This window comes from Rhodosalinus sp. (genome assembly GCF_041685465.1).
Taxonomy (GTDB): Bacteria; Pseudomonadota; Alphaproteobacteria; order Rhodobacterales; family Rhodobacteraceae; genus Rhodosalinus.
This window is the reverse complement of the sequence record NZ_JAWLFS010000063.1, coordinates 1-13,583: the sequence shown is the minus strand read 5'-3', so window position 1 is coordinate 13,583 and position 13,583 is coordinate 1. Positions and strand designations below refer to the sequence as shown.

10 protein-coding genes are annotated in these 13,583 nt (G+C 72.4%); 8 read left to right on the top strand and 2 right to left on the bottom strand.

Translation table 11 applies throughout. From position 1 onward, the window contains the following. The 3 genes from polA to ACESL7_RS06150 form a co-directional block, all read left to right on the top strand. Positions 1 to 2,817 (top strand): DNA polymerase I (polA, locus tag ACESL7_RS06160; RefSeq protein ID WP_372892441.1); only part of this gene is annotated, 2,817 nt, incomplete at its 5' end. Between the two features lie 167 nt (positions 2,818 to 2,984). After that, on the top strand, positions 2,985 to 3,401 hold the full coding sequence (locus tag ACESL7_RS06155) for a universal stress protein (RefSeq protein WP_372892440.1): 417 nt from the start codon (positions 2,985 to 2,987) through the stop codon (positions 3,399 to 3,401). Between the two features lie 94 nt (positions 3,402 to 3,495). Next, on the top strand, positions 3,496 to 4,413 hold the full coding sequence (locus tag ACESL7_RS06150) for a cation diffusion facilitator family transporter (RefSeq protein ID WP_372892439.1): 918 nt from the start codon (positions 3,496 to 3,498) through the stop codon (positions 4,411 to 4,413). Positions 4,414 to 4,422: 9 nt separating this feature from the next. Here ACESL7_RS06150 and ACESL7_RS06145 read toward each other — a convergent pair whose 3' ends face one another. Together ACESL7_RS06145 and ACESL7_RS06140 are read right to left on the bottom strand one after the other, a co-directional pair. Next, the gene (locus ACESL7_RS06145; RefSeq protein ID WP_372892438.1) at positions 4,423 to 4,653 is read right to left on the bottom strand and encodes a DUF2798 domain-containing protein; all 231 of its coding nucleotides are present in this window, start codon (positions 4,651 to 4,653) and stop codon (positions 4,423 to 4,425) included. Positions 4,654 to 4,893: 240 nt separating this feature from the next. Further along, positions 4,894 to 5,490 carry a DUF1285 domain-containing protein gene (locus ACESL7_RS06140; RefSeq protein WP_372892437.1) on the bottom strand — a complete coding sequence of 199 codons (597 nt, stop codon included), beginning with the start codon at positions 5,488 to 5,490 and terminating at the stop codon, positions 4,894 to 4,896. Between the two features lie 67 nt (positions 5,491 to 5,557). Between ACESL7_RS06140 and ACESL7_RS06135 the strand changes: the two genes are divergently transcribed. The 5 genes from ACESL7_RS06135 to ACESL7_RS06115 all read left to right on the top strand — a co-directional run. After that, positions 5,558 to 6,565 carry an AAA family ATPase gene (locus ACESL7_RS06135; protein WP_372892436.1) on the top strand — a complete coding sequence of 336 codons (1,008 nt, stop codon included), beginning with the start codon at positions 5,558 to 5,560 and terminating at the stop codon, positions 6,563 to 6,565. Then, positions 6,562 to 7,437 carry a DUF58 domain-containing protein gene (locus ACESL7_RS06130; protein WP_372892435.1) on the top strand — a complete coding sequence of 292 codons (876 nt, stop codon included), beginning with the start codon at positions 6,562 to 6,564 and terminating at the stop codon, positions 7,435 to 7,437. Before ACESL7_RS06135 ends, ACESL7_RS06130 begins: the two co-directional genes overlap by 4 nt. Then, entirely contained in the window at positions 7,434 to 10,205 is a 2,772-nt protein-coding gene (locus ACESL7_RS06125; RefSeq protein ID WP_372892434.1) for a DUF4159 domain-containing protein, read from the top strand. The genes ACESL7_RS06130 and ACESL7_RS06125 overlap by 4 nt, the downstream gene beginning before the upstream one ends. Beyond that, positions 10,202 to 12,244: a hypothetical protein gene (locus ACESL7_RS06120; protein WP_372892433.1), complete on the top strand. Its 2,043-nt coding sequence runs from the start codon at positions 10,202 to 10,204 to the stop codon at positions 12,242 to 12,244. The genes ACESL7_RS06125 and ACESL7_RS06120 overlap by 4 nt, the downstream gene beginning before the upstream one ends. Positions 12,245 to 12,810: 566 nt before the next feature. Next, a partial coding sequence (locus tag ACESL7_RS06115; protein WP_372892432.1) for an FAD-binding protein occupies positions 12,811 to 13,583 on the top strand: 773 nt, incomplete at its 3' end.

Genomic DNA, 13,583 nt, shown 5'->3' with positions numbered 1-13,583 from the left:
TTCGGCAAGGGCCATCATCTGCATCTCATCGACGGCTCGGCCTTCATTTTCCGCGCCTATCACGCGCTGCCGCCGCTCACGCGGCGCTCGGACGGGGCGCCGGTCGGTGCGGTGGCGGGCTTCTGCAACATGCTGCAGCGCTATATCGACGCGAACGAGGGGCCGGACGCGGCGACGCATCTCGCGGTGATCTTCGACAAGGGCAGCCACACCTTCCGCAACGACCTCTACGAGGCCTACAAGGCCAACCGGGAGGAGATGCCGGAGGAGCTGCGTCCGCAGATCCCGCTCACGCGCCGCGCGGTCGAGGCCTTCAATATCCCCTGCATCGAACTCGAGGGCTACGAGGCCGACGACATCATCGCGACGCTCGCGCGCGAGGCGCGCGAGGCGGGCGGGCGCGTGACCATCGTGAGCTCCGACAAGGACCTCATGCAACTCGTCGGCGGCGGCGTCGAGATGTTCGACGCGATGAAGAACCGCCGCATCGACGTGGACGGCGTGCGCGAGAAGTTCGGCGTCGACCCCGAGCGCGTGGTGGACGTGCAGGCGCTCGCCGGCGACAGCGTCGACAACGTGCCCGGCGCGCCCGGCATCGGGGTCAAGACGGCGGCGCTTCTCGTCAACGAGTTCGGCGACGTCGAGACGCTTCTGGCGCGCGCCGGAGAGATCAAGCAGCCCAAGCGGCGCCAGACGCTCGTCGAGCATGCCGATCAGATCCGCCTTTCAAAGGCTCTGGTGCAGCTCGACGACGATGTCACGCTCGAGTTCGGGCCGGATGACCTCGAGCTGAGGGAGCCCGACCCTGACACGCTCCTCGGGTTCCTGACGGAGATGGAATTCCGCACGCTCACCCGCCGGATCGCGGAGGCGCTGGACGTCGAGGCGCCGGTGGTGCCGGAAGCGGCGCCGCAGAGGCCGGAGGCTGAGCAGGATGACGGGCCGCAGGCGCCCGCGGACGCGCCCTTCGATCCGGAGGCCTACCTCTGCATCCGCGACATGGGCGAGCTCGCCGACTGGATCGCGCGCGCCCGCGCGACAGGCCTCGTCGCCTTCGACACCGAGACCACCGGCCTCGACGAGATGCGCTGCGATCTCGTCGGCGTCTCGCTGGCGCTCGGCCCGGGCGAGGCGGCCTATGTCCCCCTCGCGCACAAGCCGGACGGGGCCGAGGGGGCGGACGACCTCTTCGGCGGCACGGCGCTCGCCGCGGGGCAGCTCCCGATGGAGGAGGCGCTCGCCGCGCTGCGCGATCTCCTGGAGGACGACGCGGTGCTCAAGATCGGGCAGAACGTGAAATACGACGCCAAGGTGCTCGCCCGGCTCGGCATCCGCGTGGCGCCCTTCGACGACACGCTGCTGATGTCCTACGCCATGTATTCGGGCCTGCACGGGCACGGCATGGACACGCTCGCCGAGCGCTACCTCGGCCACGGCTGCATCCCGATCAAGGACCTCATCGGGTCGGGCAAGAGCCAGATCACCTTCGACCGTGTGCCGATCGAGAAGGCCGTGCCCTACGCCGCCGAGGACGCGGACGTGACGCTGCGCCTCTGGGAGCGCTTCAAGCCGCAGCTGCACGCGGCGCATGTCACGCGCGTCTACGAGCGGATGGAGCGCCCGCTCGCGCCGGTGCTGGCGCGGATGGAGATGGCGGGCGTCCGGGTGGACCGCGACACGCTTTCGCGCATGTCGGGCGCCTTCTCGCAGAAGATGGCGGCGCTCGAATCGGAGATCCACGAGCTCGCGGGAGAGACCTTCAACGTCGGCAGCCCGAAGCAGCTGGGCGAGATCCTCTTCGACAAGATGAGCCTGCCGGGGGGCAAGCGCGGCAAGACCGGCGCCTACGCCACGCCGGCCGACGTGCTGGAGGACCTGGCGACCGAGCACGAACTGCCGCGCAAGGTGCTCGACTGGCGCGCGGTCTCCAAGCTCAAGAGCACCTACACCGACGCGCTGCAGGAGCACATCAACCCCGAGACGGGGCGCGTGCACACTTCCTTCGTGCAGTCCGGCGCGGCGACGGGGCGGCTCGCCTCCTCCGACCCGAACCTGCAGAACATCCCCATCCGCACCGAGGAGGGCCGGCGCATCCGCGAGGCCTTCGTCGCGGAGGAGGGCAAGGTGCTCGTCAGCCTCGACTACAGCCAGATCGAACTGCGAATCCTCGCCCATGTCGCCGGGATCGACCAGCTCAAGGCCGCCTTCCGCGAGGGCCAGGACATCCACGCGATGACCGCCTCGGAGATGTTCGACGTCCCCCTCGACGCGATGACGCCCGAGATCCGCCGCCGCGCCAAGGCGATCAACTTCGGCGTGATCTACGGCATCTCGGGCTTCGGCCTCGCGCGGCAGCTGCGCATCCCGCGGGGCGAGGCGCAGGGCTTCATCGACCGCTACTTCGAGCGCTTCCCCGGCATCCGCGCCTACATGGACGAGACGGTAGCCTTCGCCAAGGACCACGGCCGGGTCGAGACGCTGTTCGGCCGGGTGATCCACACGCCCGAGATCACCGCGCGCGGCCCGCGGGCGGGCTTCGCCAAACGCGCGGCGATCAACGCGCCGATCCAGGGCACGGCGGCCGACATCATCCGCCGCGCCATGGTGCGCATGCCCGCCGCGATCGAGGGGCTGCCGGCCGAGATGCTGCTGCAGGTGCACGACGAACTGCTCTTCGAGGTGGCGGCGGGCGCGGAGGACGCGCTCATCAAGGCGGCGCGCGCGGTGATGGAGGGCGCGGCGGAGCCTGTCGTGAAGCTCGCGGTTCCGCTCGTCGCGGAGGCCGGGACGGGCGCGAACTGGGCCGCTGCCCATTGAGGCGCGGGGAACGCGCCACGGCACGCCGACGTTGCCCCCGCGGTGTGCCGTCGCGCGGGACGCGGTGACGCGATCGCGGGCGAAAGCGGCGGGAACAGACACGCGCGGCCCCCGCCCCCGGCGCAAGGGGTGGCCCCGCACCGGCGCCACGAAAGGACAGACACGCCATGGCCCGCGAGACCCGGAAGATCCTCTGCCCCGTCAACCTGCGCCACCTGAAGCTGCAGCAGGATGCCTACGAGGAGGCCTGCGAGATGGCCGTGCGTCGCGGCGCGGAGCTCATCGTCATGACCGTGGCCCCGGAGATGGAGCGCAACCTGAACATCCGCGACTCCGTCGGCTACTGGAGCGGCGAACTGCGCAAGTTCGTGCGGGACTTCCCGCCCGGCCCGGTCGAGCCGCGCCTCGTCGTGCGCAAGGGCGCGGTGCACCGCCAGATCCTGAAGCTCGCCGCCGAGGAGGCGGTGGACATCATCGTGATGGAGGCGGCGAACCCGCGGATCCAGGACTATCTCATCGGCACGACAGCGAGCCACGTGGCAGCCCATGCGCCCTGTTCCGTCTACCTTGTCCGCATGCCCTGAGCGCGGAGGCCCGAGAGGGCCGACGAGCGTCGCGCCTCCGCCCTTGCGGGCGTCGTCGCTGGATCGGCGCGCGCGGCGCTGCTAGGGGCGGGGCATGAGCGGCCACGGCCATCATCACCACCATCACGTCGACCCCGGCGCCGGCGACGCGCGCGTCGGCCTCGCCGTGGGCGCGAACCTGGCGCTCACGCTGGCGCAGATCGTGGCGGGGGTGATCTCGGGCTCGCTCGCGCTGATCGCGGACGCGATCCACAACCTGTCCGACGCGCTGTCGCTGGGCATCGCGCTCGCCGCGCGGCGGATCGGGCGGCGGCCGGCGGACGCGGCGATGACCTTCGGTTACGGCCGGGCGGAGGTGGTGGCGGCGCTCGTCAACTACACGACGCTGATCGTCATCGCGGTCTGGCTCACAGTCGAGGGCGTGACACGGCTGGTCGCGCCGGAGCCGGTGGCGGGCTGGATCGTGGTGATCGTCGCGGGCGTCGCGCTGGTCGTCGACGTGGCAACCGTGGCGCTGACCTGGGCGATGGCGAAATCCAGCGTGAACATCCGCGCGGCCTTCCTGCACAACCTGTCGGACGCGCTGGCCTCCGTCGGCGTGATCGTGGCGGGGAGCCTGATCCTCGCGTTCGGCTGGCACTGGCTGGACGCCGCGGTGACGCTCGCCATCGCGGCCTATATCCTCTGGCAGTCGGCCTTGGGCCTCGTGCCGGTCGTGCGCATCCTGATGCTTGCGAGCCCCGAGGGTCTCGACACCCAGGAGGTGCTCGGCGCCATGCGCGGGGTCACGGGCGTGCGGGACGTGCACCATCTTCACCTCTGGCGGATGCAGGAGCACGAGGCGGCGCTGGAGGCGCATGTCGTGCTCGACGGCACGCGGCCGGTTCAGGAGGTGCGCCTTGCGCTGCGTACAATGCTGGAGGACCGCTTCGACCTCGCCCACAGCACGCTCGAACTGGAGACTCCGGAGACCGCCTGCGCCGAGGCGAATGCCATCGGGCACCCGGTCTGAGCGGGCGGCTCAGGCCGCGGCGTCCGTCAGCACGCGCACTGCCCGCCGCGTCAGCGGCGCGAGAACAAGCACCAAGGGGAAGGCGACGGCCCAGCCGCTGAGCCAGCCCCAGACCCAGGCCGCGACGACCCCCTCGGCGAGGCCCATCGTGCGCAGCGTCGTCAGCCCCGTGATCGCGAGCGACATCAGCCCCGACAACATGAAGCTGAACAGAAGATCGGCATAACGTGCGGGAATCATGTGGTCTCTCCGGGCGGTTTCACGCGGGGTGAGGTAACCCCGAAGCGCCGCGGCCCAAGTCATGCCCGCGTCCCGCCGCGCGCAACCCGGGACGGCTTCACACGGGCCGCGGACGCGGCGCGCGCTCCCGCGCCCGGGCGGCGCGGTCCCGATCGAGCGGGTCCGTTCCCCCGCTTGCGGTCCTGTTCAAAGCGGTTTGGCAAACCGCTTGGCGCAAGGCGTTTCGAAACGCCTTGCGGCTCACTCCTCCGGCAGGTCCGCCGCCGGGATGACGGGGAAGAATTCCCCCGACGACCAGAGACCGAACCACCTCTCGCCGTCCACCTCCTCGCGCGTGCCGTGCTCGACCAGGCGGTAGAAGCTCTTGCGATCGATCAGCGCCTCCAGCCGGTCGCGGATCAGGACGTAGGGCGAGGGCTCGCCGGTCTCGGGGTCGCGCTCCACGCGGATGGGGTGGTCGGGTCCCGCGACCGCGTGATCGCCGACGTGGGTGACGAAGGTCAGCACCTGGTCGCGCCCGTCCCCCTCGGCCTCGAAGTCGACGGCCACGAAGGGGGCGTCGTCCACGGTGATTCCCACCTTCTCGACCGGGGTGACGAGAACATACCGGTCGCCGTCCTTGCGCAGGATCGAGGAGAACAGCTTCACCAGCTCGACGCGGCCGATCGGCGTGCCGAGGTAGAACCACGTCCCGTCCCGCGCGATTCGCATGTCGAGATCGCCGCAGAAGGGCGGATTCCACTTGTGCACGGGTGGCGGCCCCTTGCCCGCTTTCGCGGCGCGCGCGGCGTCGGCGATGCTCTCGGCGGACGGGGTCACGGGAATTTGTGCGGACATGCTTTTTGCCTTCCTTCCGTCGCGCGATACCTGTCAGACTCGATATATGACGAAGGGAGGGCCTGTCATGGCCGAGGATGGCGATCTGGTCGCGGAGATCGAGGCGCTGGAACAGAGGCTCGCCGAGGCGCGCGATTCGATCACCCGGCGCTTCATCGGACAGGAAACCGTCGTCGACCTGACGCTCTCGGCCCTGCTCTGCGGTGGGCATGCGCTGCTGCTCGGCCTGCCAGGCCTCGGCAAGACGCGCCTGGTCGAGACGCTGGCGACGGTGATGGGCCTCGACGGCAACCGCATCCAGTTCACGCCGGACCTGATGCCGGCCGACATCCTCGGTTCCGAGGTGCTGGAGACCGGCGCCGACGGCGCGCGCGCCTTCAAGTTCATTCCCGGCCCGATCTTCTGCCAGTTGCTGATGGCCGACGAGATCAACCGCGCCAGCCCGCGCACGCAGTCCGCGCTCCTGCAGGCGATGCAGGAGAAACAGGTCACCGTCGCCGGCGAGGATCGCCCGCTCGACAAGCCCTTCCACGTGCTCGCCACGCAGAACCCGATCGAGCAGGAGGGCACCTATCCGCTCCCCGAGGCGCAGCTCGACCGCTTCCTCGTGCAGATCGACGTGGACTATCCCGACCGGGACACCGAGCGCGCGATCCTGCTCGCCACCACCGGCGCGGAGGAGGAGGAGGCCCACGGGGTGTTCTCGTCGGCCGACCTGATCGCCGCGCAGAAGCTCCTGCGGCGGATGCCCGTCGGCGAAAGCGTCGTGGAGGTGATCCTCGATCTCGTGCGCAGCTTCCGCCCCGACGACACGACGGCGCGCGACCGGATCCGCGAAAGCGTCGCATGGGGTCCGGGGCCGCGCGCGGCGCAGGCTCTGATGCTGACCGTTCGCGCGCGCGCGCTCCTGCAAGGGCGGCTCGCGCCCTCGGTCGAGGATGTCTTCGCCATGGCGCGCCCGGTGCTGACCCACCGCATGGCGCTTCGCTTCGCCGCCCGCGCGCGCGGCGAAAGCCTTGGCGCCATCATCGACGAGACCTGCGAGAGCCTGGCCCGGCCCGGGGCCGCCGCGTGAGCGAGGCGCCCGCCCTCCGCGCCCGCGCCGAGGCCGAGGCGGGGGCCCTGCCCCCCCTGCTCGCACGTGCCGACCAGCTCGCGGGGACCGTGCTGCTCGGCAGTCACGGACGGCGGCGCGCGGGCGTGGGCGACGATTTCTGGCAGTATCGCCCGATGGTCGCCGGCGATACGGCGCGCATGGTGGACTGGCGCCGCTCCGCGCGGTCGGACGAGCGATTCGTCCGCGAGCGGGAATGGCAGGTGGCGCAGTCCGTGCTCATGTGGGTGGATCAGGCGGCCTCGATGCGCTTCGCCTCGGCCCCCGACATCGCCGAGAAGGCCGACCGCGCCCGTCTCCTCGCCCTCGCGGTCGCGGTGCTTCTGGTGCGCGGCGGCGAACGCGTGGGCCTGACCGGGGGCGACCTGCCCCCGCGCCGCGGCGAGGTGCAGCTCATTCGGCTGGCCGAGGCCTTCTCGCGCGAGGCGATCGAGGATTACGGCGCGCCGGAAGCGCGCGCGATGCTGCCGCAGTCGAGCGCGATCTTCATCTCGGACTTCCTCGGCGATCCCGCGCCGGTCGAGGCCGCGCTCGGCGAGGCGGCCGACCGCGGCGTGCGCGGCGTCATGCTTCAGGTGCTCGACCCCGCCGAGGAGGCGTTCCCCTTCCGCGGGCGCACCATCTTCGAAAGCGTGGGCCGCAGCCTCGCCCACGAGACGCTGAAGGCCGACGAGTTGCGCGACCGCTACCTCGAACGCCTCGCCGAGCGGAAGGCACGGCTCGCCGCGCTCTGCGAGGCGACGGGCTGGCGCTATCACTGTCACCATACGACCGAATCGGCGCAGTCCGCGCTGCTCTGGCTCTGGCAGGGGATGGACGGGGGCCTCGAATGACGGTCTTCGGCGCCCTCGGCTTCACCGCGCCCTGGCTGCTCGCGGCGCTCGCCGCTCTGCCGGTCCTTTGGCTGCTGCTGCGCGCCGTGCCGCCCGCGCCGCTGCGGCGGCGCTTTCCGGGCGTGGCGCTCCTCCTCGGCCTGCGTGACGCGGAACAGGTGAGCGACCGGACGCCGTGGTGGCTGCTGCTCCTGCGGATGGCGGCGGTGGCGGCCATCATCGTCGGCCTCGCGGGGCCGGTCCTCAACCCCGAGCGCGATCCGGCCGAGGCGGGGCGCGGCCCGCTCCTGATCCTGTCGGACGGGTCCTGGGGCGCGGCGGGCGACTGGCGCTCGAAGGAGGAGGCGCTCGAGACGGTGCTCGCCGAGGCCGGGCGCGACGGGCGCACCGTGGCGCTCGCGCGGCTGACGACCCCCGGAGCACCGGTCTTTCAGGCCGCCGACGCATGGCGCGGGCGTCTCGCCGAGCTTGCGCCGCAGCCCTGGACACCGGACGGCGACGACGTGGACGCCTTCCTCTCGGACCTCGGCGACGGGGCGTTCGACACGCTCTGGCTCTCCGACGGCCTCGCGCGGGAGAGCCGCGAGCGGCTGCTCGCCGCGCTGGAGGACCGTGGCCGCGTGCGCGTGATGCAGTCGGGCGGCGCGGTTCTGGCCCTCGAACCGCCCGTTTTCGAGGATGGCGCGATCACGCTCACCGCGCGCCGCAGCGCCGGCGCCGCCCCGCGCGAGATCACCATCGCCGCGCACGGGCGCGATCCGGCGGGGGCGCCGCGCGTGCTGGCGCGGGCCACGGCCGATTTCGCCGCCGGCGGCACCACGGCCGAGACCGCCCTCTCGCTGCCCGCGGAGCTGCGCGCGCGGCTGACCCGCTTCGAGATCGAGGGCACACGCGGCGCCGGCGCCGTGGCGCTGCCGGACGATTCGCTCCGCCGGCGCGAGGTCGCGCTGATCGCGGGGCGCGAGGACCGCGAGGAACTGGAGCTTCTCTCGCCGCTCCACTACCTCGAGAACGCGCTGGAGCCGACGGCGGACCTGCTCGACGGCGCGCTCGGCGATATCCTGCCCGCCAACCCGGACGTGATCGTGCTCGCCGACGTGGCGACCCTCTCCGCGTCGGAGGAAGAAGACCTCGTCGCATGGGTCGAGGGCGGCGGGATGCTCCTGCGCTTCGCCGGCCCGCGCCTCGCCGCGAGCGACATCAGCCGCGACGAAGAGAACGTGCTGATGCCCGTGCGCCTGCGCGCCGGCGGGCGGACGGTCGGCGGCGCGATGAGCTGGGGCGAACCCAAGGCGCTCGCGCCCTTCAACGAGGACAGCCCGTTCCACGGGCTCGACGTGCCCGAGGACGTGACCGTTTCGGCGCAGGTCATGGCGCAACCGGATCCCGGCCTCTCCGAGCGGGTGATCGCGCAGCTCACCGACGGTACACCGCTCGTGACGCGCAAGGCGCTCGGGCAGGGACAGGTCGTGCTTTTCCACGTCACCGCCAACGCCGAGTGGTCCAGCCTGCCGCTCTCGGGGCTCTTCGTGCAGATGCTCGAACGGCTCGCCGTCTCCTCTGCCGTCGCCCAGCCCGAACCGGGCGATCTGGAAGGGACCGTCTGGCAGCCGGTGCAGCTTCTCGACGGGTTCGGGCGGCTCGCCGACGCGGGCACGCGGCCGGGCGTTCCGGGGCCGGAGCTTGTCTCCGCCCCCCTCGGCCCGGAGCTGCGGCCGGGGATCTACGCCGGCGAGGACCGCGCGCTCGCGCGCAACGTGGTGACGCCCGAGACCGGGCTCGCACCCGCCGTCTGGCCCGAGCGAATCGCGGTCGAGGGGCTCGACCGCCCGCAGGAGACACCGCTCGGCGGCGCTGTCCTGCTGGCCGCGCTGGCGCTGCTGCTCGCCGACGTGATCGCCTCGCTCGCGCTGTCGGGGCGGCTGCGCGGCGGGCCTGCGGGGGCCGCTGCCGCGGCGCTTCTCGCCGGGCTGGTACTGGCGCCGGCGCCCGGCGCCGCGCAGGAGGACGCCGACGCCTTCGCCCTCGCCGCGACGCAGGACGTGGCGCTCGCCCATGTCGTCACCGGCGACGCGGACCTTGACCGCACCGCGCGCGCCGGGCTCCGCGGGCTGTCGGAGACGCTCTTCTTCCGCACCTCGGTCGAGCCCACCGACCCTGTCGCCGTCGATCTCGAGAGCGACGAACTGGCCTTCTTCCCGCTCCTTTACTGGCCCGTCACGCCCGAGCAGCCGACGCCCTCGGCCGAGGCCTACGCCAGGCTCAACGCCTACCTCCGCTCGGGCGGCATGATCCTCTTCGACACGCGCGACGCCGACGTGGCAGGCTTCGGGGCCTCCTCGCCCAACGGTCGCAAGCTGCAGGCGCTGGCGCGTCCGCTCGACATCCCGCCGCTCGAGCCGGTGCCGGAAGATCACGTCCTGACGCGCACCTTCTACCTGCTGCAGGATTTCCCCGGCCGCCACGCACGCCGCGACGTCTGGGTGGAGGCCGCGCCGGCGGACGCCGAGCGGATCGAGGGAATGCCCTTCCGCAATCTCAACGACAACGTGACGCCGGTCGTGATCGGCGGAAACGACTGGGCCGCGGCCTGGGCGGTGTCCGAGAACGGCGATCCGCTTTATCCCGTCGGCAGCGGCCGCAGCGGCGAGCGCCAGCGCGAGCTTGCCTACCGCTTCGGGGTCAACCTCGTGATGCACGTGCTGACCGGCAACTACAAATCCGACCAGGTGCACGTCCCCGCCCTTCTGGACAGGCTCGGCCAATGACCGGAACGATCCTTTTCGACCCGCTGGTGCCGCTCTGGCTGCTCGGTGCGGGGGGCGCGGCCGTGCTCGTCGCCGTCGCGCTCGCCGCGTGGCGCGGGCTCGCGGGCTGGGCGCTGCGCGGGCTGGCGGGCCTCGTGATCCTCGCCGCGCTGGCGCAGCCCTCCTGGCAGCAGGAGGACCGCGCGCCGCTGTCGGACATCGTGCTGCTGGTGGAAGACCGCACCGCCTCGCAACGCCTCGCCGAGCGGGCCGCGACGACGGCCGAGTCGGCAGAGGCCCTCGCGCAGGAGATCGACGCCCGCCCCGGCACCGAGGTGCGCCGCGTCACCGTGCCCGACGGAGAGGGCGACGAGGGCACCCGCCTGATGACCGCCGTCTCGGAGGCGCTCGCGCGGGAGCCGCGGGGCCGCGTCGCGGGGGTGATCCTGCTCTCGGACGGGCGGCTCCACGACCTCGAGCGCCTGCCGGAGCTGCCCGCGCCGATGCACCTGCTGCTGACCGGGACGGAGAGCGACTGGGACCGCCGCCTGATCGTCAAGAACGCGCCCGCCTTCGCCATCCTCGACGAGGAGATCGAGCTTACCCTCAGGGTCGAGGACGAGGGCGCGGCGCCCGAGGGCGCGCGCACCGCGCCGCTCGACATCTCCGTGGACGGCGCGGAGCCCGAGCGATTCGAGGTGCCGATCGGGCGCGACGTGACGCTGCCGGTGACGCTGCCGCATGCCGGGCGCAACGTGATCCGCTTCTCCGTGCCGGAGGCCGAGGGCGAACTGACGGACCGCAACAACGCCGCGCTGGTGCAGATGAACGGCGTGCGCGACCGGTTGCGCGTGCTCCTCGTCTCGGGCGAGCCGCACGCCGGCACGCGGACCTGGCGCAACCTGCTGAAATCCGACAGCTCGGTGGATCTCGTGCATTTCACGATCCTGCGCCCGCCCGAGAAGCAGGACGGCGTACCGGTCTCGGAGCTTTCGCTCATCGCCTTCCCGACGCGGGAGCTCTTCCTCGAGAAGGTGGAGGATTTCGACCTCATCATCTTCGACCGCTACAAGCGGCGCGGCATCCTGCCGTCGATCTATCTCGACAACGTGGCGGACTACGTCCGCGGGGGCGGCGCGGTGCTGGTCGCGGCCGGCCCCGATTTCGCGAGCGCCGACAGCCTCTACCGTTCGCCGCTCTCGTCGGTGATCCCCGCCGCCCCCACCGCCCGCGTCGTCGAGGAGGGCTACCGCCCCGCAGTGAGCGAGCTGGGAGAGCGCCACCCGGTCACCGCCGGCCTGCCCCAGGCGGGCGACTGGGGCCGCTGGATGCGCCAGATCGACGTGACGCCCGAGGCCGGCGATGTGGTGATGGACGGCGCGGAGGACCGCCCGCTTCTCGTGCTCGACCGGGTGGAGGAGGGGCGGATCGCGCTGATGGCCTCGGACCACGCGTGGCTCTGGAACCGCGGTTACGAGGGCGGCGGCCCGCAGCTCGAGCTCCTGCGCCGGCTCGCGCACTGGATGATGAAGGAACCCGAGCTCGAGGAGGAGGCGCTGACCGCCGAGGCGACGGGCCAGAGCATGCGCATCATCCGCCGCACGCTCTCGGAGGAGGTCGGCGCGGTCACCGTCACCACCCCCTCGGGCGAGGAGACGGCCCTGCCCCTCGACGAGGTGGCGCCCGGCCGCTTCGAAGCGGTCTACGAGGGGCCGGAGATCGGGCTCTACCGTCTAGAGCAGGGCGAGGAGGAGGCGGTGATCGGCCTCGGCCCCGCCGCGCCGCGCGAGTTCGTGCAGACGATCGCCAGCGGCGCGGCGCTGGAACCGGCGATCGAGGCGGTGAACGGCGGCATCCTGCGGCTGGAGGAGGGGCTGCCCGCGCTCCGGAACGTGCGCGAGGGACGGCCGGCGGCCGGGCGCGGCTGGATCGGGCTCACGCCGCGCGACGCCTACGAGACGCTGAGCGTGCGCCAGACACCGCTCCTGCCGGCCTGGGCGGTGCTGCTCGTGGCCTCGGCGCTGATCCTCGGCGCATGGCTGCGCGAGGGGCGGCGCTGAGGGGCGCTCCTCCGCCCTCGCGGGCGTCCTCGCTGGCGCCGGCGGCGCGATGAGCGCCCGCGAGGGCGCGACAGAGCGGGCTCAGGCGACCGGCCAGGTCAGGCGCGCACCGCTCCAGCCGGTGGGGGTGGTAAATGGATCGATCCACACCTGCCCCGGGCGACCCGCGCGCACGAAAGCGAGCGGGTGACGGGCTGTTCGTGGGCGTGCAGATGCCTGAGCCCCCGCGTGCCGAGCACCGGCCGAGGGCGCGAGCCTCCGCCGGCCGTCGGCATCGTCATCCCGGCCCGTGTCCGCGTGGCGCAGGGTCACCGAAATGCGCTATCCCTCTTCACCCGCGCGCAGCCCCCGCGCCGGGGATGGTCGCGGGACCGGGAGCGAGCGGGCGAGGTCGGAGCGGACTGGCCACCGGCGGATGAGCCAAGCGCAGCGCGGCGATCAGGACCGAATGGCACATGCCCGCCTCCCGGCGACGGCGCGCCTGGCGCCGATCCTGCGCCCCGCGCGGCCCGTGTGCCTTGCCACACCACCTTGTGGGTCCTACTCTTTCCGCAAGGAGGACGCCCATGGACATGCCCGCCCCCGATCCCGCGGTGCTCGCCCGCAAGGAGGATCTCGTCGCACGACTCCGGGAGATCGTGCCGGACCGCGCGGTGATCCACGACCCTGCCGAGACGCGGGCCTACGAATGCGACGCGCTCACCGCCTACAGCTGCCCGCCGCTCGCCGTGGTGCTGCCGGGCTCGACGGAGGAGGTGAGCCGCGTGCTCGCGCTCTGCCACGCGATGGGCGTGCCGGTCGTGCCGCGCGGCGCGGGCACCAGCCTCGCCGGGGGCGCGCTGCCCACGGCGGACTGCGTGATCCTCGGCGTCGCGCGCATGACCGAGGTGCTCGAAACCTCGCTCGAGGACCGGATGATCCGCGTGCAGACCGGGCGGACCAACCTCTCGGTGACCGGCGCCGTGGAGGAGCACGGCTTCTTCTACGCCCCCGACCCCTCGAGCCAGCTCGCCTGCGCGATCGCGGGCAACATCGCGATGAACTCGGGCGGCGCGCATTGCCTGAAATACGGCGTGACGACGAACAACCTGCTCGGCGCGACCGTCGTGCTGATCGACGGCACCGTGGTCGAGCTCGGCGGCGCGCACATGGACGCGGGCGGGCTCGACCTTTTGGGGCTCGTCTGCGGCTCGGAAGGCCAGCTCGGCGTGGTGACCGAGGCCACGCTCCGCATCCTGCCGAAACCCGAGGGCGCGCGCCCGGTGCTGATGGGCTTCGACTCCTCGGAGGTCGCGGGCGCCTGCGTCAGCGACATCATCCGCGCCGGCGTGCTGCCGGT